General features: G+C 72.1%; 22 protein-coding genes. 18 read left to right on the plus strand and 4 right to left on the minus strand.

Annotation, left to right across the window (positions count from 1 at the left end; genetic code table 11):
• Positions 1–84 precede the first annotated feature (84 nt).
• Positions 85–1,278, minus strand: coding sequence for an FAD-dependent urate hydroxylase HpxO (hpxO, locus tag ACFJGV_RS07700; RefSeq protein WP_378148074.1), 1,194 nt, complete (start codon positions 1,276–1,278; stop codon positions 85–87).
• A gap of 207 nt (positions 1,279–1,485) precedes the next feature.
• On the opposite strand from hpxO, the gene ACFJGV_RS07705 reads away from it, so the two are divergent.
• The 6 genes from ACFJGV_RS07705 (at position 1,486) to ACFJGV_RS07730 (ending at position 6,135) form a co-directional block, all read left to right on the plus strand.
• Complete coding sequence (locus ACFJGV_RS07705; protein ID WP_378148076.1) at positions 1,486–2,013, plus strand: hypothetical protein; 528 nt, start codon at positions 1,486–1,488, stop codon at positions 2,011–2,013.
• 107 nt (positions 2,014–2,120) lie between these two features.
• Complete coding sequence (locus ACFJGV_RS07710; protein ID WP_378148078.1) at positions 2,121–2,480, plus strand: nuclear transport factor 2 family protein; 360 nt, start codon at positions 2,121–2,123, stop codon at positions 2,478–2,480.
• Positions 2,481–2,618: 138 nt separating this feature from the next.
• On the plus strand, positions 2,619–3,644 hold the full coding sequence (locus tag ACFJGV_RS07715) for a DsbA family protein (protein WP_378148080.1): 1,026 nt from the start codon (positions 2,619–2,621) through the stop codon (positions 3,642–3,644).
• Between the two features lie 121 nt (positions 3,645–3,765).
• Complete coding sequence (locus tag ACFJGV_RS07720) at positions 3,766–4,215, plus strand: DUF805 domain-containing protein (RefSeq protein WP_378148082.1); 450 nt, start codon at positions 3,766–3,768, stop codon at positions 4,213–4,215.
• Positions 4,216–4,433: 218 nt separating this feature from the next.
• Positions 4,434–4,973 carry a hypothetical protein gene (locus tag ACFJGV_RS07725; RefSeq protein WP_378148083.1) on the plus strand — a complete coding sequence of 180 codons (540 nt, stop codon included), beginning with the start codon at positions 4,434–4,436 and terminating at the stop codon, positions 4,971–4,973.
• 202 nt (positions 4,974–5,175) lie between these two features.
• Positions 5,176–6,135, plus strand: a complete 960-nt coding sequence (locus ACFJGV_RS07730) for a methyltransferase family protein (RefSeq protein ID WP_378148084.1) — start codon at positions 5,176–5,178, stop codon at positions 6,133–6,135.
• An 89-nt stretch (positions 6,136–6,224) separates the two neighbouring features.
• On the opposite strand, the gene ACFJGV_RS07735 is transcribed toward ACFJGV_RS07730, so the two are convergent.
• Complete coding sequence (locus tag ACFJGV_RS07735; protein ID WP_378148085.1) at positions 6,225–6,770, minus strand: NADPH-dependent FMN reductase; 546 nt, start codon at positions 6,768–6,770, stop codon at positions 6,225–6,227.
• Positions 6,767–7,564: an IclR family transcriptional regulator C-terminal domain-containing protein gene (locus tag ACFJGV_RS07740; RefSeq protein WP_378148086.1), complete on the minus strand. Its 798-nt coding sequence runs from the start codon at positions 7,562–7,564 to the stop codon at positions 6,767–6,769. Before ACFJGV_RS07740 ends, ACFJGV_RS07735 begins: the two co-directional genes overlap by 4 nt.
• A gap of 176 nt (positions 7,565–7,740) precedes the next feature.
• Here ACFJGV_RS07740 and ACFJGV_RS07745 point away from each other — a divergent pair, with 176 nt between their 5' ends.
• From ACFJGV_RS07745 to ACFJGV_RS07770, 6 genes are all read left to right on the plus strand, one after another.
• Positions 7,741–8,961: a CaiB/BaiF CoA transferase family protein gene (locus tag ACFJGV_RS07745; RefSeq protein WP_378148087.1), complete on the plus strand. Its 1,221-nt coding sequence runs from the start codon at positions 7,741–7,743 to the stop codon at positions 8,959–8,961.
• Entirely contained in the window at positions 8,954–9,748 is a 795-nt protein-coding gene (locus tag ACFJGV_RS07750; RefSeq protein ID WP_378148088.1) for a citryl-CoA lyase, read from the plus strand. The genes ACFJGV_RS07745 and ACFJGV_RS07750 overlap by 8 nt, the downstream gene beginning before the upstream one ends.
• Before the next feature lie 73 nt (positions 9,749–9,821).
• On the plus strand, positions 9,822–10,703 hold the full coding sequence (locus ACFJGV_RS07755) for a hypothetical protein (RefSeq protein ID WP_378148090.1): 882 nt from the start codon (positions 9,822–9,824) through the stop codon (positions 10,701–10,703).
• The gene (locus ACFJGV_RS07760; RefSeq protein WP_378148092.1) at positions 10,700–11,074 is read left to right on the plus strand and encodes a hypothetical protein; all 375 of its coding nucleotides are present in this window, start codon (positions 10,700–10,702) and stop codon (positions 11,072–11,074) included. The genes ACFJGV_RS07755 and ACFJGV_RS07760 overlap by 4 nt, the downstream gene beginning before the upstream one ends.
• Positions 11,075–11,105: 31 nt before the next feature.
• On the plus strand, positions 11,106–12,554 hold the full coding sequence (locus ACFJGV_RS07765) for an amidohydrolase family protein (RefSeq protein ID WP_378148094.1): 1,449 nt from the start codon (positions 11,106–11,108) through the stop codon (positions 12,552–12,554).
• A gap of 73 nt (positions 12,555–12,627) precedes the next feature.
• Positions 12,628–13,608 carry a DMT family transporter gene (locus ACFJGV_RS07770; protein ID WP_378148096.1) on the plus strand — a complete coding sequence of 327 codons (981 nt, stop codon included), beginning with the start codon at positions 12,628–12,630 and terminating at the stop codon, positions 13,606–13,608.
• Positions 13,609–13,695: 87 nt separating this feature from the next.
• On the opposite strand, the gene ACFJGV_RS07775 is transcribed toward ACFJGV_RS07770, so the two are convergent.
• A complete protein-coding gene (locus ACFJGV_RS07775) occupies positions 13,696–16,950 on the minus strand; it encodes an HtaA domain-containing protein (protein ID WP_378148097.1) in 3,255 nt (1,084 codons plus the stop codon).
• A 146-nt stretch (positions 16,951–17,096) separates the two neighbouring features.
• Between ACFJGV_RS07775 and ACFJGV_RS07780 the strand changes: the two genes are divergently transcribed.
• The 6 genes from ACFJGV_RS07780 to ACFJGV_RS07805 all read left to right on the plus strand — a co-directional run bounded on the left by ACFJGV_RS07780 (position 17,097) and on the right by ACFJGV_RS07805 (position 22,469).
• Entirely contained in the window at positions 17,097–18,239 is a 1,143-nt protein-coding gene (locus tag ACFJGV_RS07780) for a hemin ABC transporter substrate-binding protein (protein WP_378148099.1), read from the plus strand.
• Positions 18,236–19,330, plus strand: coding sequence for a FecCD family ABC transporter permease (locus tag ACFJGV_RS07785; RefSeq protein ID WP_378148100.1), 1,095 nt, complete (start codon positions 18,236–18,238; stop codon positions 19,328–19,330). The genes ACFJGV_RS07780 and ACFJGV_RS07785 overlap by 4 nt, the downstream gene beginning before the upstream one ends.
• On the plus strand, positions 19,327–20,160 hold the full coding sequence (locus ACFJGV_RS07790) for a heme ABC transporter ATP-binding protein (RefSeq protein WP_378148101.1): 834 nt from the start codon (positions 19,327–19,329) through the stop codon (positions 20,158–20,160). The genes ACFJGV_RS07785 and ACFJGV_RS07790 overlap by 4 nt, the downstream gene beginning before the upstream one ends.
• The gene (locus tag ACFJGV_RS07795; RefSeq protein WP_378148102.1) at positions 20,157–20,990 is read left to right on the plus strand and encodes a hypothetical protein; all 834 of its coding nucleotides are present in this window, start codon (positions 20,157–20,159) and stop codon (positions 20,988–20,990) included. The genes ACFJGV_RS07790 and ACFJGV_RS07795 overlap by 4 nt, the downstream gene beginning before the upstream one ends.
• A gap of 107 nt (positions 20,991–21,097) precedes the next feature.
• A complete protein-coding gene (locus ACFJGV_RS07800; protein WP_378148104.1) occupies positions 21,098–22,087 on the plus strand; it encodes a helix-turn-helix domain-containing protein in 990 nt (329 codons plus the stop codon).
• A 139-nt stretch (positions 22,088–22,226) separates the two neighbouring features.
• Positions 22,227–22,469, plus strand: coding sequence for a hypothetical protein (locus tag ACFJGV_RS07805; RefSeq protein WP_378148106.1), 243 nt, complete (start codon positions 22,227–22,229; stop codon positions 22,467–22,469).
• Positions 22,470–22,516: the final 47 nt, after the last annotated feature.

A 22,516-nucleotide genomic window follows, 5' to 3' on the forward strand; every position in this document is an offset into this window, starting at 1 on the left:
GACGAGACTCCTCACTCCGACCTGAAACGAGGATACCTCGCCTTATGTCGGAGCGCACTTCGCTCAGAGGATTCCCGGCCGGCGTCAGAGGATCCCGGCGCCGAGGTTGATCGGGCTGTCGACCGTGTTGCCGACGATGCCGCGGATGATCGCGGAGCCGTCCTCGGTTCGCAGGCCGTCGTACCAGGCCTGGGTCAGGTCCGGGTCGAACGCGTGCGTCTCGTGCGCGCGGGCCCGCGCTCGGAGCACCAGGTCGGCCGCCCGCTCGGTACGGATGCGCTCGTAGCGGCGGAGCGCATCCTCGACGCCCTGGGTGTGGGTCGCGATCGAGATCGCGAGCGCGAAGGAGTCCTCGAGTGCGGAGCAGGCGCCCTGCCCGATGTCGGGTGCGGTGTTGTGGGCGGCGTCGCCGAGCAGGGCGACGCGTCCGCGCACCCAGGTGTCGAACGGATCGATGTCCCAGATCTCGACGCGGTTGAAGGAGGTGGCGGGGTCGATCGCGTCGAGCAGCGCCCGCACGCCGGGCGCCCATCCGCCGAACGCCTCCTCGAGGGGCGCGATCCCGTCGGCCGGGTCGTACGGGGTGCCCGACGGCTGGGGCACGTCGACGAAGAAGTAGAAGCGGTCGTCGGCCACCGGCATCACCGCGCAGCGCTTGCCGTCGGCGACGTAGGTGGTCCACTGGTCGGCGGGTCCGATCGCCGGATCGGCGGGCACCAGGCCGTTGAAGTTCGTGTAGCCCGAGTAGCGGCGCTCGATCCGCGGGCCGCCGCCGGCCGCATCGGTGACGTGCTCGCGGACGATCGACCGCGCGCCGTCCGCTCCGATCACGAGGTCGCCGGTGTCGCTCGAGCCGTCGTCGAAGACCACCGTCGCCGAGGCGGCGTCCTGCCGCACGTCGACCACGCGCCTGCCGAGGTGGATGCGATCGAGGCCGACGGTCTCCATCAGGAGCGCCTGGAGGTCGGCGCGCACCACCGGATACGCGCGCTGGCCCGTCTGCGCGGTGACCGGCTCGAGGCTGAAGCGGCACATCGTGTCGCCGGTGATCCCGTCGAGGTAGGCCATGTCGTCCATCCGGCCCCCGAGCGCGGCGACCTCATCGGCCAGCCCCAGCCAGTTGAGCACCTTCACCCCGTTGGCCCACAACGACAGCGCCGCGCCCACCGGGCGGTTCTCCCGCATCCGGTCGTAGACGACGACCTCGTGCCCCTGCTGCTGCAACGCGATGGCGGCGCTCGTGCCGCCGATGCCCGCTCCGACGATGATGACCTTCATCCGTCCTCCCTCGCCCGCCACCGTATCCGCGCCGCGTTTCGGGAATGTGGCGTCGCGTTTCGGGCATGTGACAGCCGTAGGCTTTCGGCTGTGAGCGGCGAGGACGGGATGGTCGGGACACCGGACGACGGGGACGATCTCCCGGCGGGTGGGCGGGGGCGAGGACGCGGCCGAGGACGCCGGCGCGGAGGCGGCCCCCTCGCCAGCGTGCGGCGCAGCGCCGACGGAGAGCCGGGCGACGGCCTCACCGGAGAGCAGCGCGCCGACCGGCTCAAGGAGCGCATCTACATCACGTTCACCGCTCTCGCGGTGGTGCTGGCGCTCGCGTCGCACGCCTCGGAGCTCGAGGCCGGCGAAGCCGCGCTGACCCTGATCGTCACCGTCGGCGGCGCCGTGCTGGCCGTCTTCGCGGCCGACGTGATCGCGCACATCGCGGTGCATCAGGTGCTGCCCACCCGCTCGGAGGCGCAGCAGATGTTCGCCGTCTCGTTCGGGGCACTCGCCACCCTCGTCCTGCCCATGGTGTTCCTGCTGTTCGCGCAGACCGAGCGCTGGACCGTCGAGGCCTCGCTCCGCGCATCGACGATCGCGCTGATCGTCTCTCTCGCGGCGATCGGATGGCTGGCCGTGCGACGCGTGAAGCTGGCCTGGTGGCAGCGCCTCATCGTGCTCCTGCTCGAGGTGGTGCTCGGAGTCGCCGTGGTGGGACTGGAGCTGCTGGCGCACTCCCTCTGAGGCGCGACGCCCACGGCCTCCCCCACCTCTACCTCCGTGTCGGTCGCCGCACCTAGGATCGAGCCGAGCGGCCGCGCATCCGCACCGGCCCGACCAGAGGGAGCACCATGCTGACCGTCCACGAGCTCCTCGACGCCAACCTCATGGAGGTGTTCGGCAACCGCGACGCGGCCTCCCGTCGCGCCGCGATCGACCGCATCTACACAGAGGACGTCGTGTTCATCGACCCGGAGGAGACCGTGACCGGGCGCGATGCCGTGGAGGCGAAGGCCGCCAACCTCCTCGACGGGGCGCCGACCGACTTCATGTTCGCGGCCGACGGCATCCCCTACGCCGACCTCGACACCGGCGCCCTGCCGTGGGCGTTCGGGCCCGAGGGCGCGCCGGTGGCGCGCGGCCTCGACGTCATCACCGTCCGCGACGGGCTCATCTCCGAGCTGCGCACCCTCCTCGCGCCGGCCGAGTGAGCTGAACAGTCGCTCTCGCGTGCCGGATGCACTCGGCGTGAGCACAGCATCCGCATAGGGTGCGGCAAGGCACGGTCCCTAGCGTGCGGTCGTCGCGCACGCTCGTGGGCGCAACGCGTGAGGCGGAAGGCGGGACCGATGGCGTCGGCGAAGACGAGAGCGGCCGAGAGGGAGGCGCTCGAGGGCCTGCCCAAGAAGGAGCGCCAGGCGCTGCAGCGCGAGTTCGCTCGCCTGCACCGCGAGGAGGAGGCCCGCCGCCGCCGCCGCACGCGTGTGATCGTGCGCTCGAGCCTCGTCGTCGTCGGCGTCGCCGTTCTCGCCGTGACCGGGCTCGTCATCTACAACTCGATCCGGGCGAGCTTCACCGGGCCGCTCAACATGCTCAGCGACGGGCTGCTGTTCTCGGGCGACGGCACGTCGACCACCGCGGCGCGGACCGCGGCGATCCAGCCCGGAGGCCAGCCCACCGCGAGCTCGGCCGACACGTCGAAGGTGCTCGCCGTGCGCGAGTACGTCGACTACGCCAGCGCCGACACGGCCACCTTCGAGACCACCGACGGCGCTTCACTGCAGAGCTACGTGACGCCCGGATACGCGACCCTCGAGATCCATCCCGTCGCCCTCGACGGCGATGGCAGCGACTCCACGTACTCGACCCGCGCCGCGAACGCGATGGCCTGCACGGCGAACTACGCGCCCGACTCCGGGCTCGCCGTGCACAACGCGCTGATCAAGGCGCAGCCGACCCTCCCGGAAGGCGGACTCACCAACGACGACCTCGTCACCCTCGCGCAGGGCGCCGGGGTGAAGGACGACAAGGTCGCCTCGTGCATCCGCGGCAACGAGTTCGACGACTGGGTGAAGGATGCGACCGACCGCGCCCGTGCGTCGATCCCCGGCTCCGACGTGACGGCGCTCTCGACCGCGCCGCTCGTGGTCGTCGACAGCACCGCGTACACCGGGCCGCTCGACGATGCGAACGCCTTCACGGAGTTCATCGCGAAGGTGTTCGGCGAGGCCACGGGCGCGGGGAGCGGGGACGGCAGCGGTGATGGCACCGGGACGGACGGCGGGACCGGCACGGACGGCGGGACGGGCACCGACGGCACCGGCACCGGCACGGACGGCGGGGCGGGCGACTCCGGCACGACGCCGGCCGGCTGATCCCCCCTTCTGGGGTGCCTGACACGGAGCCCCCGCGTCGCTACAGTCGGACGCGGGGGCCTGCGTCGGATCATGTCCTCGAGCTTCGGCACGACGAGCCGATCGACGGAAGGACCCGACCGTGACCTCCCCCCAGACCTCTGCGATCCCCCTCGACGCCCCGTACTACGGCGCGCCGATCGGCGAGGCGGTCTCCCGCTTCTGGAAGAAGTACGCCACCTTCTCCGGCCGCGCGAGCCGCAGCGAGTACTGGTGGTGGTACCTCGTGAGCGTGATCGTCAACAACGTCTTCAACGTGCTCGCCTTCGCCCTGGGCGGATACGGCCTGCAGATGGACGGCCGCTACGCCACGCCCGGCGCTGGCGCCTCCGTCGTCTTCGTCCTCTGGGGCATCTGGGCACTGGCGACGATCATCCCGGGCCTCGCCCTCCTCATCCGCCGCCTCCACGACACCGATCGCAGCGGATTCTGGGTGCTCATCTCGCTGGTGCCGATCGTGGGCAGCATCATCGTCCTCGTCTTCACCGTGCTCGGCCCGAACCCGGCGGGCGCCCGCTTCGACCGCCGCTGACGGCGCCGCGGACGGCACCCCGCGACTCCCACTCGGGATTGGACCGTCGAAAGGTCGCCTGAGAGCGCCGATGGCCCCTCTATGCGGCCGTGTTCGCTCTCACGCGACCTTTCTGCGTTCCTCCGCCTGGACGTGTCTCGCCGCGCGGGAGACGATGGGCGGATGAATGCCGACGAGCTCGCCCGGGGACGGCGGGGCGCCCGGATGCGGTCGCCCGCATGACCGCGACCGCCGCCACCGCCGACGAGCCGTTCCCCTACGCCACACGGATCGTGCGCATCTACCCGGACTATGCGGACACCGTGATCTGGTTCAGCGACCCCTTCCCTTACGAGGAGACCGGGCTGACCGCGGAGCTGATCGAGCGGCTCTCGGCCTGGGAGTCGACGTACTACGCCGCGATGACCGAGCGTTTCGAGTGGGACGCCCGGTTCTCGCTGCACGAGTTCGACCACACCGGGCTCGACCTCGCGCATGCGGTCGCCGACGAGATCGGCCCCGACTTCGAGGTCGAGTACCGCTCCTTCGAGAACCACGGCGCCGTCGCCACCCTGCGCGCGGAGGCCCCGGCTGCGAACCCCTCGGCGCGCGACGCGTTCGCCCTCCGTGCGCTCAAGGCCCGCGAGTACTGGGCGTCCGCTCGCCACCCCGGGTCACCGGGAAGTGTCACGCTCCTGCTGCCCTCCCGAGAGGAGCCCGGCGCCGAGCCCCGCGCGGAATTCCGGCCGCCGCCGGCCGAGGATCGCCCGCCGACCTGACGGAGCAGGGCGCGATGGCCGTCGAAAGGTACCGTCAGAGCGATCACGAGCCGTATATCGGGGCATCGCCGCTCTGACGGTACCTTTCGACGGTCACCCACCGACGGCACCCCGGCCGCGGGCCCCACCGGCGTGCTTGGATGGGAGCAGTCGGGACGGAACGGGACGGGTGCACGCGGGGAGTCGGGTCGGAGAGTGGCGCGTGCGCGCGACCGCGCTCGGCATCGCCGTGCCCGCGGAGCTCGGTCGGTTGTACTTCGCTGCGCAGGCCGTCGCCGGCGCGGCCTGGTGGGTCGCCGTGTTCACGGTGCCGTTCGTGCGCGACGCGACGCTCGGGTCGATCGACCCGGTGCTGATGGCGCTCGCCGACGTGCCCCTGTTCGTCGTCGGCTCGGCTCTCGCCGCCGCGGGCGTCCGCGCCGCGGCCCCCATCGCCACCGGATGGACGCTGCTCGTCGCCGTGTCCCTCGCGGTCTACGCGACGGTCACCACGCAGGCCGGATGGGGTGTGGTCGCGATGATCGCCGCCTCGGCCGGATCCGCGGTCGCCCTGTGCTCGGTCCGCTGGGGCCGCATCCCGACCGCGTGGGTGGTGAAGGGTCCGTTCGGCTTCCGGCCCGCCGCCCCCGGGCGCGGCAGGGCCGCGCCCGTGCTCGCGACGCTCGGGCAGATCGTGGTGTTCTGGGGCTTCTTCCTCGTCGTGCTCCCGCTCGTCATCAGCGCGCTGGAGCAGCGCTGGGGGCTCGCGGTACCGCTTCCCTCCCCCATCGCGGCGGCGGTGAGCATCGTGGGCGCGGTCGTGCTCGCGCTCGCGAGCACGCTGGGGCTCTGGTCGGGCGTCACCATGTCGGCGCTCGGCGACGGCACCCCGCTGCCGGCCGCGATGACGACGAGGCTCGTCGTCGCCGGCCCCTACCGCTGGGTCCGCAACCCGATGGCGCTCGCCGGGATCACCCAGGGCGCCGCAGTGGGCCTCCTCCTGGGATCGTGGCTCGTCGTGCTCTACGCGGTGGCGGGGTCCGCGGTATGGAACCTCGTCGTGCGTCCGCACGAGGAGGACGACCTCGAGGCGCGCTTCGGCCCGGACTTCGTGGCGTACCGCACCCATGTCCGCTGCTGGCTGCCCCGCCTCACCCCCTACGCCCCGGTTTCGCCACGCTGAAGTGGTTTCGCCACACCGATCGGCATGGCGAAACCACGTGGGCATGGCGAAACGCGCCAGCGCGAGCGCGCGAGGGCGAGCGGACGCGGCTACTCGAGGAGGGCGGCGAGCTCGGTGAGCTGCGCCTCCAGGGCGCGCTCGTGGCGGTCGGTCGCGTCGAAGCGGCCGTCGGCGATGTGCTCGGCCACCCACGCGATCTCCACGTTCGCGTGCACGCCCCGGATGCCGAGGTTCGCCAGCACGGGCTGCAGCGCCGTCACCGCGCGTGTGCCCCCGGAGAGCCCGCCATAGCTGACGAGCCCGGCCGGCTTCCCGTCCCACTCCTGCACCAGGTAGTCGAGGGCGTTCTTGAGCGGCGCGGTGAAGCTGTGGTTGTACTCGGGCATCACGATGACGAAGCCGTCGGCGGCGTCAACCTCCGCGCTCCAGCGGTGTGTGTGGTCGTGGCGGTAGTCGCGCAGCCGCGGATGCGCGGGCTCGTCGAGAAGGGGCAGCGCCAGCTCGGCGAGGTCGGCGACCCGCACCTCGAAGCGCCCGTCGGCACGGGCACGCTCGATCACCCACCGCCCCACGTGCTCGCCGACCCGACCGGGCCGGGTGCTCGCGATGATGACGAGCAGCCGCGGTGCGCTCACGAGACCACCGCCAGCGGACGCGACTCCCAGCGGACCCAGTCGGCGCTGATCTCGCTCGCCGTGGTCAGCAGCCGGGGCAGGTGCGACTCGACGAGCGTCTCGAGGTCGGTCTCGGCCGCGTGCACGTTGACGTTGACCGCCGCGACCGCCCGACCCGATCCGTCGCGCACCGGCGCGGCGATCGAGCGGATGGCGGGCCCGAGCTGCTGGTCGGTGAGCGCCCAGCCCGCCGCGCGGACCTCGCGCAGAGCCGCGTCGATCTCCTGGCGCGAGGGCTGCCAGGTCGGCACGACACCGGACTGGGACGGGATGGCGAGCACCCGGTCGAGCTCGGCCGGGTCGAGCGAGGCGAGCAGCACCTTGCCGAGCGACGTGGCGACGGCCGGGAACCTGGTGCCGATCGTGACGGAGAGGGTGACGAGCTTCGGCACGGCGGCCCGCGCGACGTACACGATGTCGGAGCCGACCAGCTGCGCCAGCGAGCACGACTCGCCGGTCTGCTCGCTGAGGGTCACCAGGCGGGGCCGCACGAGCTCCCAGATGTCACTCGCCGAGACGTACGCCATGCCGAGGTCGAGCACCTGGGGGGTGAGCGAGAAGAGACCGTCGTCGGCCCGGACGTAGCCCAGCTCGGCGAGGGTGAGCAGGATGCGCCGCACGGTGGGCCGCGCCAGGCCGGTCTCGGCCGAGAGGTCGGCGAGCGACAGGCTCTGTCCGCGCGTGCCGAAGGCGGTGATCACCTCGAGCCCGCGGGCGATCGCCTCCACGAAGTCGGGGCCGCGAGCGTCTGCCATGATCCTCCTCGGTCACTCGTCCGCCCGCGTGCGACGCGGACGCTCTCCCATTCATACCGCAGAGAGCTTGCACCTGAGAAGCCGACACGTCTCTCTTGACACCTCGCGAATCCATGCGTTTGGATGAGGTCATCCGCACAGCGGACACTTGACCGGAATGACCGAAGGAGGTCGGGATGGCTGTCTCAGAAGACATCGGAGAGCTGGACGGTCCGCTGTCCGGCATCCTCGTCGCCGACTTCTCGCGGGTGCTGGCCGGCCCGTTCGCCACCCAGCAGATGGGTGACCTCGGCGCCACCGTGGTGAAGGTGGAGAGCCCGGGCGGGGACGAGACCCGCGGCTGGGCGCCCCCCGAGCGCGACGGCGTGTCGACGTACTACCTCGGCATCAACCGCAACAAGTACGACGTGGTGCTCGACTTCCGCGACGAGGGCGACCGCGCCGCGGCGCTCGAGCTCGCGGCGCGGGCCGACGTCGTGATCGAGAACTTCAAGCCCGGGGGCCTGGCGAAGTTCGGTCTCGACTACGACTCGGTCGCCGCCGTCAACCCGGACGTCGTCTACGCCTCGATCAGCGGCTTCGGCTCGAAGGAGGGCGCGAGCCTGCCGGGCTACGACCTCATCGTGCAGGCGATGTCGGGCCTGATGAGCCTCACGGGCGATCCCGACGGCCCGGCCTACCGCAGCGGCGTCTCGGTCTTCGACATCATGACGGGGATGCAGGCCACCGTCGGCATCCTCTCGGCGCTCCGCCACCGCGACCGCACGGGCGAGGGGCAGCACGTCGAGGTGAACCTCCTCTCGACCGCGCTCGGCGCGATGGCCAACCACAGCTCGACGTACGTCGCCGGCGGGACGGTGCCGTTCCGGATGGGCAACGCGCATCCGAGCCTGTTCCCCTACGAGCCGCTGCCGGCGAGCGACGGGGAGATCATCGTGGTGGCCGCGAACGACGCGCAGTTCCGGCGGCTGGCCGAGGCGCTCGAGCGCCCGGAGCTGGCCGACGACGAGCGCTTCGCCCGCACCGAGGACCGCAACCGCCACCGCGAGCAGCTGCGCCCGCTCCTCCTCGAAGCGATGTCGACGCGCACGGCCCAGGAGTGGTTCGACGTGCTCACCGCCGCCGGCATCGCCTGCGGCCCCATCAACACCATCGACGGCGGGGTCGCCCTGGCCGAGCGTCTGGGGCTCGACCCCGTGGTCCACGTGGGCCGGGGCGACGCGGCCGTGCCGATGATCCGCAACCCGATCTCGTTCTCGCGCACGCCCGCCCGCTACCGCTCGGCGCCGCCCGCGCTGGGGCAGGACGACACCCTCATCCGCGCCTGGCTCACCGAGCCGGATGCGGATCCGCTACCCCCTCTCGACGCGATACCGGAGGCCGAGACCCATGCCTGAGTACCCCACGTCGATCGGCACCTCGACCCCGGACTCGATCTCCCTCCTCGGGCACGACCTCGCGGCCGACCTGCTCGGGCAGATCTCGTTCGGCGAGCTCGCCTACTGGCTGGCGACGAAGCGCCGGCCCACCCCCGGGCAGCTGCGCATGTTCGAGGCCGTGCTGGTCTCGCTCGCCGACCACGGGTTCACCCCCACCGCGATCGCCGCGCGCCTGACGTACTACAGCGCGCCCGACTCGCTGCAGGGCGCGATCGCCGCGGGGCTGCTCGGCGGCGGCTCCCGTTTCCTCGGCGTCACCGAGGACACGGGTCGCTACCTGCACGACTCGGTGACCACGTTCGGTGACACCGAGGCCTGGACCGACGCCGATTGGGACGACGCCGCGCTCGTCGTGCTCCGACGGGGGAAGGCGGCCGGGACGAAGGTCCCGGGTCTCGGACATCCGGTGCACAAGCAGGGTGATCCGCGCACGCCGGTGATGTTCGCCCTCGCCGAGGAGACCGGGATGAAGGGGCCGCACCTCCGCCTCTTCGAGGCGATCGGGCGCGTGCACCCCGAGGTGCTCGGCCGCACGCTCCCGCTCAACGGCGCCGGCGTGGCGGGGGCGGCGCTGGCGGATGCGGGCCTCCCCATCGATCTGCTCCGCGGCTTCGCCCTGCTGGCCAGGACGGCCGGCCTCATCGGCCACCTCGCCGAGGAGCGCGAGAACCCGATCGGCCCGACCGTCTACACGGAGGTCGACCGGAACGCCGTCTACACCCCGCCCACCGGCTCGGACGACTGAGCGCCGAGACCCAGCCGGCGCACGAGACGCACCACACGCATCCGACGCATCCGCACAGACTCGAAGGAGAGACATGGCGACACTGAGTGCGGTCCTCGCGACCACGCACCACCCGTTCTTCCTCAAGGCGACCGAGCTGACACCGCCCGAGGAGCAGATGCCGCAGGCCCCGGAGTGGAAGCGCAAGGTCGAGGCCTACCGCGAGACGCTCACCGCGGCCGAGCCCGACATCCTCGTCATGGTCGGCGCCGACCACTTCCACCAGTTCTTTCACGACAACTACCCGACGTTCCTCATCGGGAAGCAGCCGACGTACGACGCCACCTACTACAACGAGGAGCGCGAGTTCAGCATCCCGCGTTACGTGCTCGACGGGCACGAGGAGCTGTCGGGGTTCATGCTGCAGGGGCTGCTCGACCGCGGCTTCGACTTCTCGGTGAGCCACGAGCTGAAGCTCGACCACTCGATCATCTGCCCCATCATCACGACGCGGCCCGACGGCGACCTGCCGGTCGTGCCGATCTACACGAACATCTTCGCGCCGCCGCTGCCCAGCCCGAAGCGGTTCTGGGACCTCGGCCGGGCCATCCGCGAGATCATCGACGAGTACCCCTCCGACAAGCGGATCGCCGCCGTCGGCAGCGGGCACCTCTCGCTCGAGCTCGGCGGACCCCGTCAGTTCGGCGAGACCGGCCCCGACCCGGTCTTCGACCGCCAGGCCATCGAGTGGCTCTCGAACGGCGACATCGACTCGATCCTCGCGAACGTCACCCACGAGTCGATGAGCGGATCGGGCAACGCGACCCACGGCTTCATGGACCTCATCCTCATGATGGGGATCGCAGGGCCGGAGAAGGCCGCGTACGTCGACAACCTCGACCTCTTCCACACCATGGAGGCCTACTTCACCTGGTACCCGTCCGGCGATCCGCGCGGAAGGACGGCGTCGCGATGAGCGTCTACTACGTCAACAAGTTCCTGTTCCAGGTCGACCGCGATCCGGAGCTGCTCGCCGCCTACAAGGCGTCGCCCGCCGACCTGGTCGATGCGTGGGACGCGGATCTCGGCCGGCGCCTCGGGAACGGGGACCCTGTCGAGCGCACCACGTGGCTCCGCCTCGAGCCCGAGGAGCGCACCGCGCTCATCGAGCACGACTACGTCGCCCTGTTCGAGATGGGCGCCCACTTCTTCCTCTGCCTCACCATCTTCATCGCCATCTACGACGAGGACTACTCGGTGCAGCAGGGTCCGCTGTCGTTCCAGCGCGAGTACGCGACCAAGCTCTCGCACTGGCTCGGCAAGGACTACCCGCCCGTCGCCCTCTGACCCCTCCCCACCTCCGGCAAAGGAGCCGCGCATGTCCGCAGACCAGTTCACCGACGGGCGCCCGATCGTCTTCCGCGACGCGCTCGTCCTCACCATGGATGACTCCCACGACGTCATCCCCCACGGCGACGTCCTCATCATCGGCGACCGCATCGCCGAGGTGGGCAGCGCCTTGACCGTGCCCGACGGCGCCGTCGAGATCGACGCCTCCGGCGGCATCCTCATGCCCGGCATGATCGACACGCACCGCCACATGTGGCAGACCGCGATGCGCGGGTACGGCGCCGACTGGACGCTGACGCAGTACTTCGTCTGGTACTACCTCGAGTACGGCAACCACTTCCGTCCGCAGGACATCTACGCCGGCAACGCGCTCTCGGCGATCGACGCGATCGACTCGGGTGTCACCACCACGGTGGACTGGTCGCACGGGCTGCGCACCATCGAGCACGCCGAGGCGGCGCTGCAGTCGCTGCGCGACTCGTCGGGCCGCTTCGTGTTCGCGCCGGGCAACATCTTCGGGGCGCCCTGGGAGTGGTCCGCGAGCGCCGACTTCCAGGCCTTCATGCGGGCGAACGACACCGGATCCGACATGCTGCGCTTCCAGCTCGCCTTCGACGTCACCGGCGACCCCGCGTTCCCGGAGCGCACCGCGTTCGAGGTGGCACGCGAGCTCGGCCTGCCCGTGACCACGCACGCCGGGGTGTGGGGCGCCACCAACGACGACGGCATCCGCCTCATGCACGAGAACGGCTTCATGACCCCGGAGACCGTCTACGTGCACGCGGCGACGCTCAGCACCGACTCGTACCAGCGGATCGCGGCGACCGGCGGATCGGTGTCGCTGTCGACCGAGAGCGAGCAGAGCTGCGGACAGGGCTACCCGCCCTCGTGGGTGCTGCGCGAGCACGGCATCCCGATGTCGCTGTCGGTCGACACGAGCGTGTGGTTCTCCAGCGACCTTTTCACCGCGATGCGCTCGACCCTCGGAGCCGACCGCTCGTGGGAGCACACCAAGGCTCACGAGAAGGGCGAGACCGTGACGCACTCGCACCTGCGCGCAGAGCAGGTCGTCGACTGGGCGACGCGCGGTGGCGCGAAGGCCCTCGGCCTCGACGACGTCGTCGGCAGCATCGAGAAGGGCAAGAAGGCCGACCTCGTGCTGCTGAAGAACGACGGGTCGCCCTCGATGTTCCCCATCCTCAACCCCTACGGGCACGTCGCCCTGCAGGCGGGGCGGGCGGATGTGCACACCGTCGTCGTCGACGGGAAGGTCGCCAAGCACGACGGGAAGCTCGTCGGCGACGACCTGGCGCGCATCCGCTCGCAGGCCGAGGAGACGGTGGACTACCTGCGGTCGACGCTCGGCGAGGACGTGTGGCAGGCGGGCATGAACCCGGAGATCCCGGAGACGAAGGTGCTCGACAACCCGTACATGTACACGGAGTTCCGCACCGACGCGACGCACTCCGCGATCTGACGCCTCCCGCAGACGGGCCCGCCCTCGCGACACGCGCGCGCGGGTGGGCCCGTTCTCGCGAGAGGATGGGGGGATGACGCGACGCGGGGTCCTGCTGTTCGCCGGGCTGGGCCTGGCCTGGGGAATCCCGTACCTGTTCATCAAGATCGCCGTGGGTGAGCTCGAGCCCGCGATGGTGGTGCTGTCGCGGGCCGGTCTCGCAGCGCTGCTCCTCATGCCGCTGGCGCTGTTCCGGCGCGAGGTGGGCCCGGTGCTTCGGCGCTGGCGGCCCATGCTCGCCTACACCGTGGTGGAGATCATCCTGCCCTGGTACTTCCTCAGCACCGCGGAGGAGCGGCTGCCCTCCTCGACGGCGGGTCTGCTGCTCGCCGCCGTGCCGCTGGCGGGTGTCGCGGTGGCGTTCGCGATGGGCCGCCCCGCGCGGCTGAGCGGCCTGAACTGGGCCGGGATCGCGATCGGGATGCTCGGGGTCGCGGCCCTCGTCGGGCTCGACATCGGCGGATCGGATCTCATCGCGGTGGCGCAGATGGCCGTGGTCGTCGTGGGCTACGCGCTCGGCCCCGCGATCCTCGCGCGGTGGATGTCGGACCTGCCGGGCATCGGCGTGGTCGCAGTCTCGCTCGCGGGCACGGCGGTCGCGTACGTGCCGTTCGTGCTGCTCACCGGCGCGTGGCCGACGGCGTGGCCTTCGGGACAGGTGATCCTCGCGATCGTGGTGCTCGCCGTGGTGTGCAGCGCGCTCGCGTTCGTCCTCATGGTCTCGCTGGTCTCGGAGATCGGGCCGGTGAAGGCGACCGCGATCACGTACGTCAACCCGGCGGTCGCGATCATCGCAGGAGTGCTCATCCTGGGCGAGCAGGTGACGGTGTGGACCATCGTGGGCTTCGTGCTGGTGCTCGGCGGTTCGTACTTCGTGACGCACCGCCCTCGGCGGCGTCCCGCGTCCCCCGGGGAGGCCGGGACGGCATCCGACGGGTTCGACGGGACATCCCCCGTGGCGGCCTCCCCCGAGGGCCCCGACGAGGCCCCCGCGGTGGAGACCCGCCGGCCGTAGCCCCCTCCTCGCGGGGTTTGTCCACCAGACGCACGTTCCTGCGCTCAGGAGGGTGCTTCTGGTGGACAAACCCCGGGGAGTGCCGCGCTAGGCGCGGACCCTGCGGCGGCGGACGGCGACCGCGCCGGCGCCCAGCACGAGCAGGGCGAGGGCGGCGACGAGGCCGCCCATCGCGTCCGACCCGTTCACGCCGGTCGAGGCGAGCTTGCCGTCGGTCGTGGTATCGCAGGGCACGTCAGCGCCCAGCGGCCACGTGAACGACACCGGGTCGAGCGCGGCGCCGCCGGAGTAGAACCCGCCGAAGGCGCTCGCCCCGTACTCGGTGAGCGTCGCGGGCACGCCGCTGTACGACACCCGGGTCGAGGTCGACGACGACGAGCCGCCCGAGAGCGACAGCGTCGCGATCGTCCCGCTCACCGCCACCGTGCCGCCCGACAGCTGCTTCGAGCTGATGTCGGCGATGAGCACCGCCGACGAGGACCCCGTGATCTGGATGCGCGGGTTCGCGATCGTCAGGTCGAGCTGGCCCCCGTGACCGGTGAAGTGGACCGAGCCGGAGTAGGCCACCCGGCCGAGGGAGTCGCTCGGGTTGTAGGCGCCCGACCCACCGCTCCAGCCGTAGCTGCCGCCGTTGTCGCTGACGCCCGAGGTCGAGATCGCCCCCTTCGCGATCGGCCCGGTGATGTAGGTGCGGAACGAGTCCTTCACACCCCACGACATCGTCGCGCCGCCCACCTGCTGCGCCACGCACTGCTGCGCAGCCGGCGAGTCGACCGCGGGGACGGCGGGCGCGACGGCGGGCGCCGTCACGGTGAACTGCGCGCTGGCGGTTCCCGCCGCGCTGGTCACCTCGACGGTGTGGGCGCCGGTCGCGAAGTCCGCGGGGACGGTCCAGCGGAACGCGACGTTCCCCTGCGCATCCGCGGTCTGCGGCTCGAGCGCCACCGGGTCGGAGAACACCGTCGCAGCGACGCGCTCTCCGGGGCCGAAGCCGGTTCCCGTCACGACGAGCTCCTCGCCCTGCCTCACCTCGGTCGACGAGAGGCTGACGGCCGGCACGATCACAGGCGGCACCACGGCGCCGTAGGTGAGGGTGACCGGATCGGCGGCCTGCCCGGCGTACTGCTCGAAGCTGCCGGGCAGCTGCGCGGCGAACACGGCCGGCAGGTCGATCCAGGTCAGCGGATCACCCGACGGCTGGCCCGCGGGGATAGTCAGCGTGGCGACGTCGGATCGCGTCATGTCGCTCGTCCCGGCGGTGTCGCTCGACGAGACGAGGAGCGACAGGGTGGCGGTCCCGGTCCCGTCGAAGCGCACGATCGGATCGGCGATCGCGATGTCGAACCCGTGAGCCCGGCTCTGGAACGAGACCGTGCCCTGGTACGCGACCGAGCCCACGCGGGTGGACGGGTCGAAGTCGCCCTCGTCCGTCTGCACGAACTCGAAGAGGCCGCCTGCCGTGGTGCTCGCACCGTTCGACGGGGTGATGGAGCCCTGCGCGATCCCGGCCACGTACGACCGCCACGACTGCTTGAAGCCCCAGACCAGGCTGCCCGCGTCGGACGGGGTCGGCGCGACGGTCCAGGCCAGGTGCAGCGGGGAGGGCGCCTTGTCGGCGTCCTTCGCCGTGCCGGACGCGTAGTAGAACGGGCGGATGGAGGAGGGCACGTTCACGACGAAGTCGTTCGCCCACGCGCTGTCGTGGCCGGCCTTCCAGGTCCCGGATGCCGTGGTGCCGTCGTAGTCGAGGGCCGCGGTGGCCTCACCGCTCGCCGTGAAGTCGGGCCGGGCGCCGAGCGTGACCGTGTCGACGACCAGACGCTTCGGCGTCGCCGACTCGAAGGTCGTCACGTCAGCGGTCCAGAGGCCCGCGCCGTCGGCGCCCACGACGAGCGTCGGATCGGCGAGGTCGATCCAGAAGCCGCCGAACTGCGGGTAGGCCGTGACGCGGATCGATCCGTCGAACTGGACGATCGTGCAGTCCTGGTCGTGGGTCGCGACGCCGTCGCTGAAGGTGAACGTGTCACCGTCGACGCGGACACCCTCGCCCGTGGCGCTCTTGCTCCACTCCGCGCTGTAGGCGCTCCAGTCCCAGCTCGCGGCGACACCGGTGACGTCGGGCGATCCCGCATCGACCGTGCAGGCGGCGGGAGCGGTCGTGTCGACCACGCCGTAGTTCGCGGTGGGGGTCCCCTCCGACCCGGCGAATCCGCCGGTCGGGCGGTAGACGGCGGCGACGGTGTGACCGCCTGCGCCGAGCTTCCCGGTCCAGGTGGCGACACCCGCGTCGACGGCGGCCGTTCCGAGCGACACGCGGTCGGCGGTGCCGTCGGTCACGTCGAAGAACTCGACGGAGCCGGTCGCGGTGCCCGACGCGGCGGCCACCGTCGCGGTGGCGGTCGTGGCGGTGCCGAGCACGACGGGAGCCGCCGGCGACAGCGCGACGGACGTGGTCGTGGTCACCGCCGGGGTCGTCGACCCGGTGACGGTGAGCGCGACCGCGGAGGCCGACGAGCCGGCGAACAACGCGGGGTCGGCCGGGGTGAACTCGGCGCCGAGCGAGTGCTCGCCGACGGTGAGGTCGCCGACTGAGGTGATGGCCTCACCCGCGGTCACGGCGACGGGCGCGCCGAGCCGCGATCCGCCGTCGGTGAACTGCACCGTGCCGTCGGCAGCCGGGGACACGGTCGCCGAGAGCTCGACGTCGGTGCCCTGCTCGACGCTGCCGGAGGGCGACACCCCGAGCGTGGTCGTGGTGCTCTGCTGCACGGGCGCCTGCTCGTACGGGAGCGCGAACGACACCGGATCGAGCGCCGACCCCTCGGGGTAGGAGCCGGTGAAGACGGCCGCGGTCGCGGGACCCGCCGTCGCGGCGACGCCCGTGAACGTGGCGACGCCATCCGCCAGCACGGGGACCGCGCCGCTGAGCGTGGCGAAGACACCGGTTCCCGAGGCTCCCGTCGAGTCGACGTAGTCGAAGATCAGCTCGCCCGTCCCGTCGCCGTCGAGCACGATCTCGGGGTCGGACAGAGAGATGGAGATGCCGTGGGCCGGGACGCTCCAGGCGACGGTGCCGGCCAGATCGACGTCGGCGGTGCCGGTCGTGGCGTCGAAGGTGCCCGTGCCGGACGACCAGCGGTACGCCGGCGACGTGCTCGCACCGCCCGAGGCGGTCGCGGTGCCTCCGAAGCGGGCGACGTAGCCGCGCCACGAGTCCTTGAACCCCCAGTCCACGGTGGCCCCCGTCACGTCGCCTGTGGCCGCGGTTGCGGGCGCAGCGACGCCGACGACGGCGAGTCCCGAGACGACGGCGCCCACGACGAGGCCCGCGAGGGGCCTCAAGCGCCTTCTCCCTGTCGTTCGCACGAGATCAACTCCAGTTCCTAGCTCTGTCCGACCACTCGTTCAGCGGTTCGTCAGGCCCTAGTATGGGTAGCCTAAGCTAATTAAGCAAAGCCTTACCTCATTCGATGCCGTCAGGATCCGCCGTGCCCCGCTCCCTCCGCCGCTTCGCGCTCGTCGCCGTCGCCTCGGCCGCGCTCTTCGGCCTCGGCGCCTGCAGCGTCCCCACCGCCGACGGATCGCTCCCCGTCGTGGATGCCACGTCCACCGCCACCCCGTGCAGCGACGCGACGCCGGTCGATCTCGCCGGCATCCCTCCGGTGACGGATCCGCGGTCGATAACCGGACCCGCCACCGCGTGCCTGGCCGACGACGCCGTACCTGTCCTCGCCGACGACCCGCAGCCCACGCTCCCGGCCACCGTCGTCGACCACCAGGGCACCGCCGTGACGGTGACCGACACCAGCCGCATCCTCGCCCTCGACATGGCGGGCACGCTCGCGGCGACCGTCTACTCGCTCGGGCTCGGCGACCGGGTGGTCGGACGCGACACCTCGACCGGGTTCGCCCAGGCCGCCGACCTCCCCGAGGTGACGCGGGGCGGGCACCAGCTCAGCGCCGAGGCGATCCTCGACCTCGCGCCGACCGTCATCCTCACCGACACCTCCATCGGGCCGTGGGACGTGGTGCTTCAGATGCGCGACGCCGGCATCCCTGTCGTGGTCGTCACCCCCGACCGCTCCCTCGACACCGTCGGGTCGCTCGTCCAGTCGGTGGCTGACGCCCTCGGCGTGTCCGCCGCCGGCGAGAGCGTGTCCGCCGAGCTGGAGGAGCGCATCGCGGCGACCGAGGCGCAGATCGCGGCGATCGCCCCGCCCGCCGACGCCGACCGCCTGCGGATGCTCTTCCTCTACGTCAGGGGCAACGCGGGCGTGTACTACATCTTCGGCGGCGAGTCCGGGGCGGATGCGCTCATCACCTCGCTCGGCGCCGTGGACGTGGCGGGCGAGGCCGGCATCCAGGGCATGCGACCGATGACCGCCGAGGCGCTCGTCGCGGCGGCGCCCGACGTGATCCTGGTCATGACGAAGGGGCTGGAGTCGGTGGGCGGGGTCGACGGACTGCTCGAGCGGCTGCCCGCCGTCGCGCAGACTCCCGCCGGGCAGAACCGCCGGATCGTGGACATGAGCGACTACGAGATCCTGAGCTTCGGCCCCCGCACGCCCGACGTGCTGGCCGCGCTGGCGGAGGCGCTGTACGCGCCGAGAGACTCGGCTGCCTCGCGATGACCGCTGCCGCCGACCTCGAGGACGTCGTCGCCGCCCGCACCCCGCGGCGCGACCGCGTCGCCGTCCGGTCGCTGCTGTTCGGCGGCCTCGGTCTCGCGCTGGTCGTGGTGGCCGTCGTCTCGGCAGGCACGGGCCAGCTCGCCGTCCCGCCCGCGGAGGTGCTCGGCTCGGTGCTGCACCACCTCGGCATCGACGGCGTTCTCCCCCTGCCCTCGCACCAGAACGCCGATGCGGCGCTCTGGACGATCCGCTTCCCCCGCATCGCCCTGGCGATCCTCGTGGGGGCGGCCCTCGCCGTGGCCGGGATGCTCATGCAGGCGATCTTCGGGAACCCTCTGGCCGAGCCGGGGGTGGTCGGCGTCTCGTCGGGCGCGGCCCTCGGCGGCGCCGCGACGATCGTCTTCGGATGGGCCTTCCTCGGCTCGTGGACGATCGCCGTCGTCGCGTTCGCGACCGGGCTCGCGGCGACCGTGCTGGTCTACGCGATGTCGCGCTCCGGCGGCCGGACCGAGGTGGTCACCCTCGTGCTCACCGGCATCGCCGTCAACGCGGTGGCGGGGGCGGGCCTGGCGTTCCTGGTGTTCTTCGGCGACCAGCAGGCGCGAGAGGAGATCGTGTTCTGGCAGCTGGGCTCGCTCAACGGCGCCCTGTGGCCGGACGTGCTCGTCATCCTCCCCGTCGTGCTGGTCGGGATCGCGGTGGCCCTCGTCCTGGCCCGGCGCCTCGACCTCCTCACCCTCGGCGAGCGCGCGGCGCGCCACCTCGGCCTGAACGTCGAGGGGCTCCGGATCGGGGTCATCGTGCTCGTCGCGCTTCTGGTGGCGGTCGCTGTCGCCTTCACCGGGATCATCGCGTTCGTCGGGCTGGTGATCCCGCACCTCATGCGCATGATCCTCGGCCCGGCCCACCTGCCCCTGCTCATCGCCTCCACGCTCGGCGGGGCGCTCCTCCTCCTCACCGCCGACCTCGTGGCCCGCACCGCCGTACCCTACGCCGACCTGCCGATCGGCATGCTCACGAGCCTCGTCGGCGGTCCGTTCTTCTTCTGGCTGCTGCGGCGCACCCGCGCCCGCTCGGGAGGGTGGGGATGAGCGCCGTCGTCGCGAGGGAGGTCTCCGTGTCGCTCGGCGGGGCGCGCATCCTCGACGGCGTCGACCTCGATGCCCGTCCGGGCGAGCTCCTCGCCCTCGTCGGGCCGAACGGCGCCGGCAAGTCGACGCTGCTCGGGGTGATCTCGGGAGACGTCGCACCGGATTCGGGGACCGTCGAGATCGCGGGACGGCCCCTCGCGTCGTGGTCGCTGAAGCACCTGGCCCGCGAGCGGTCGGTGCTGCTGCAGCAGACGTCCGTGTCGTTCCCCTTCACCGTGCAGCAGGTGGTCGAGATGGGCCGGGCGCCCTGGGCCGGCACCGCGCTCGAGGTCGAGGACGACGAGGCGATCGCGGATGCGGTGCTCCGCACCGACCTCGGGCGTCACCTCCCCCGGACAGTGCCGTCGCTCTCGGGCGGAGAGCGGGCCCGCGCGGCGCTGGCGCGCATCCTCGCGCAGCGCACCCGCATCCTGCTGCTCGACGAACCGACGGCGGCGCTCGACATCCGCCATCAGGAGGACGTGCTGCGGCTCGCCCGCGAGCGGGCGGATGCGGGCGACGCGGTCGTCGTCGTGCTGCACGACCTCTCGCTCGCGGCCGCGTTCGCCGACCGCGTGTGCCTGCTCACCGACGGACGTGTGGTGGCCGACGGGCCGCCCGCCGACGTGTTCACCGAGGAGCTGCTGTCGCGGGTGTACGAGCATCCGCTCGAGGTGCTCACGCACCCCGCCGACGGGACACTCATCGTGCTCCCGCGTCGGGCCGGCCGCCTGGCCGTCGCCTCCGTCTCCGCTCCCCCGTCATCCCCCTCCCTGGAAGGACCGTCATGATCTCTCGCCACCGCCCCTCGCGCGTCCTGCTCGGGCTCGCGGGAGCCGCCGCCGTGCTCGCCGGCGTGCTGGGCTCCTCCGCTGCCGCGAGCGCCGCTCCGCTCGTCGACATCTCCGTCGTCGGCGGTGCGGACGCCGCAGCGGGGGCGCCGTCGACGGGCATGCCCGTCATGAACCCCGACGGACCCACGCAGCTGCAGGTGACAGGGAGCGGATTCCAGTCGGTCGCGGGCGGATTCGGCGGGATCTACGTGCTGTTCGGCTGGGTCGACCCCACCGGATCGTGGCAGCCCAGCGCCGGCGGCGCCACGGGCACGACGTACCGGTACGCGATGGACGACGAGGCCGCTCCGCAGGGGTATCAGCAGTTCCTCTCGTTCCCGGGCGGGGCGACGGAGGCGTCCGCATCCGGCGGCGTGCTCGGCGCCGACGGCGCCTGGGCGACGACGATCACCGTACCCGGACCGGTGTTCCAGACCTTCGACCGCGAGAACAACGAGATCACGGTCGACTGCGTCGCCACGCAGTGCGGTGTGATCACGATCGGCGCCCACGGCGTCGCGAACGCGAACAACGAGTCGTTCACGCCGGTGACGTTCGCGCAGCCGGCTCCCGCTGTCTCGCCCACCCCCTCTTCGACGCCGACGCCGGCGGGCGGGGCCGCGTCCGCGTCACCGTCCGCGGAGGCCACGACGGTGGCGCTCGAGACGACGAGCGGACAGGACGACTCGACGCTCCCGCTCGTCCTCGCCGCGGGTGTGCTCGCGGTGGTGGTCATCGCCGCGGTGGTCGTGGTGCTCGTCCTGCGCCGCCGGCGCAGCGCTCCGTAGCGGTCTTCAGGACCTGGCGTCCTCCCATCCGACCCCGCGTTCGGGCCGGGTCGGTATCATCCGACCTGTCGGCCGCCGCGGGCGACCGCGCCGGAGGGAGGGGTCGGATGGAGGACCAGGGGCGGCTCGTCGTGCTCGACGGGCTGACGGAGTCGAACGAGGCCGTCTACCTGTTCGTCGTGTCGCGGGGGAAGACCCTGGTCGACGACGTGGCCTCGCGCTTCGACGTGCCGGTCGACGCGGCGGCGACCGAGCTGGAGTCGCTGCGCGCGATCGGGCTGGTGTCGCGGGAGCTCAGCGAGGCGGGCTACTACTCGCCCGTCGATCCGCGGTTCGCGGTGACCTCGCTGCTCGACCGCCTCAACTCCGAGCTCGGCCGGGTGCGCGAGCTGATCCCCGTGCTCGGCGAGCGCTTCGACCGCACCCTCGCCGCCTCCGCGTCCACCGACGAGACCCTCGTGCTGAGCGACCGCGACACGGTGGCCGCCTGGTACGTGCGGCTGCAGCATCAGGCCGTGCGCGACTTCATGGTGTTCGACCGGCCGCCCTACGTCTCGTCGCCGCTGGAGCCGCTCGAGACGACCGTCATCGGGCGGGGCGTGCTCTGGCGGGCGGTCTACGCCGCCCAGAGCTTCGAGCGCGACGGCGCCTGGGACCAGGCCATCCGCCTCACCGAACGGGGTGAGCAAGCGCGCATCGTGTCGGAGCTGCCGGTCAAGCTGGCGATCGCCGACCGCACCACCGCGCTCGTCTCCCTCAGCGTGGAGCCCGGGCGGAGCGACGCGATCGTCACCGCCTCCGCGCCCCTGGTCGCCGCGCTGTGCGAGCTGTTCGAGGCGACGTGGAGCCGCGCTGTGCCCGTGCAGCAGGCTCGCGACTCCCTCGCCGACCTCTCCAGCGCCCATCGCGGGCCCACCGGCGAGGAGCAGTCCCTCCTCGCGCTGATGAGCGCGGGTGTGAAGGACGAGGCCGCAGCCCGCCATCTCGGCATCTCGGTGCGCTCGCTGCGGCGGCGCAGCCACGACCTCCTCGTCGAGCTGGGGGCCGACAACCGCTTCCAGGCGGGCGTCGAGGCGGCGCGGCGCGGCTGGGTCTGAGGGCCGAGCAAGACGGCCGCCGAGCACGTGGCAGCCTCCGGCCACTGACACTGCGCTGCCACATCCGGACGCCCCTCGGCGGCGAGACTGGACGCGCGTCCCGTCACCCGCGGGGCGGAGCCGAGCGTGGAGATCGACAGTGTCCACTACCCCAGAGCAGCGCCACCGCCAGAGCCGGTCGTCGAGCGGCAGGCCCGTCGATCCACGGACCCTCCCCACCGACCTCCCGCGGGGCTGGCTCCTCACCCTGCAGCGCCACCGCCGCTACGGCCTCTCGTCCGGCACCGCCGAGACCGAGCGCACCACCGCGAAGATGCTCCGCGACATCGCCGCCCTCCGCGAGCTCCGCCACCTCGGCACGCCCCCTCCGCCGCGCGCCTGAGCCCCACGGGCTCGTGCCCCACGGGCTCGTGCCCCACGGGCTCGCGC

Origin of the sequence: Cnuibacter sp. UC19_7 (assembly GCF_042699995.1) — a bacterium.
Lineage (GTDB): Bacteria > Actinomycetota > Actinomycetes > Actinomycetales > Microbacteriaceae > Cnuibacter.

Bases quoted from the DNA above. Each gene is read 5' to 3' on its own strand.
- ACFJGV_RS07755 (WP_378148090.1), top strand. From the start codon at position 9,822: ATGGCGACACTGAGTGCGGTCCTCGCGACCACGCACCACCCGTTCTTC.
- ACFJGV_RS07765 (WP_378148094.1), top strand. From the start codon at position 11,106: ATGTCCGCAGACCAGTTCACCGACGGGCGCCCGATCGTCTTCCGCGAC.
- ACFJGV_RS07800 (WP_378148104.1), top strand. From the start codon at position 21,098: ATGGAGGACCAGGGGCGGCTCGTCGTGCTCGACGGGCTGACGGAGTCG.
- ACFJGV_RS07770 (WP_378148096.1), top strand. From the start codon at position 12,628: ATGACGCGACGCGGGGTCCTGCTGTTCGCCGGGCTGGGCCTGGCCTGG.
- ACFJGV_RS07785 (WP_378148100.1), top strand. From the start codon at position 18,236: ATGACCGCTGCCGCCGACCTCGAGGACGTCGTCGCCGCCCGCACCCCG.
- ACFJGV_RS07725 (WP_378148083.1), top strand. From the start codon at position 4,434: ATGACCGCGACCGCCGCCACCGCCGACGAGCCGTTCCCCTACGCCACA.
- ACFJGV_RS07715 (WP_378148080.1), top strand. From the start codon at position 2,619: ATGGCGTCGGCGAAGACGAGAGCGGCCGAGAGGGAGGCGCTCGAGGGC.
- ACFJGV_RS07745 (WP_378148087.1), top strand. From the start codon at position 7,741: ATGGCTGTCTCAGAAGACATCGGAGAGCTGGACGGTCCGCTGTCCGGC.
- ACFJGV_RS07710 (WP_378148078.1), top strand. From the start codon at position 2,121: ATGCTGACCGTCCACGAGCTCCTCGACGCCAACCTCATGGAGGTGTTC.
- ACFJGV_RS07750 (WP_378148088.1), top strand. From the start codon at position 8,954: ATGCCTGAGTACCCCACGTCGATCGGCACCTCGACCCCGGACTCGATC.
- hpxO (WP_378148074.1), bottom strand. From the start codon at position 1,278: ATGAAGGTCATCATCGTCGGAGCGGGCATCGGCGGCACGAGCGCCGCC.
- ACFJGV_RS07795 (WP_378148102.1), top strand. From the start codon at position 20,157: ATGATCTCTCGCCACCGCCCCTCGCGCGTCCTGCTCGGGCTCGCGGGA.
- ACFJGV_RS07760 (WP_378148092.1), top strand. From the start codon at position 10,700: ATGAGCGTCTACTACGTCAACAAGTTCCTGTTCCAGGTCGACCGCGAT.
- ACFJGV_RS07790 (WP_378148101.1), top strand. From the start codon at position 19,327: ATGAGCGCCGTCGTCGCGAGGGAGGTCTCCGTGTCGCTCGGCGGGGCG.
- ACFJGV_RS07740 (WP_378148086.1), bottom strand. From the start codon at position 7,564: ATGGCAGACGCTCGCGGCCCCGACTTCGTGGAGGCGATCGCCCGCGGG.